Source organism: Adlercreutzia equolifaciens (genome assembly GCF_029076695.1).
GTDB lineage: Bacteria > Actinomycetota > Coriobacteriia > Coriobacteriales > Eggerthellaceae > Adlercreutzia > Adlercreutzia equolifaciens_A.
This window is the reverse complement of sequence record NZ_JARFIK010000461.1, coordinates 1-295: the sequence shown is the minus strand read 5'-3', so window position 1 is coordinate 295 and position 295 is coordinate 1. Positions and strand designations below refer to the sequence as shown.

Genomic DNA, 295 nt, shown 5'->3' with positions numbered 1-295 from the left:
GGACATCGATGACATGCCACATCCGGATTTTATAGCTACTTTTGTGGATGATATTCAAAAATATAATGTGGATACAGTAATTAGTAATTATGAAGATGTTTTTGCTGGAAACAAGCATGTTGAAATAACTCTTCCATGGCAAAATCAAGTTATTAAAGAAAGAGAAATTGCAGATGTTCTGATTCCAAGAATGATTTACCCGGTAAAGGGCGAAATGACTATAAGGGGGCTAGTGTGGAGAACCTTTACATACACAAGAATGTTGATTCAAAATAATTTGTTATTTGATCCGGAC

1 protein-coding gene is annotated in these 295 nt (G+C 34.6%); it reads left to right on the top strand.

Annotated features, from left to right (window positions below; translation table 11 throughout):
* Positions 1–295, top strand: a 295-nt coding sequence (locus PZH32_RS13180; protein WP_275208705.1) for a hypothetical protein, incomplete at both ends; no start/stop codon positions are given.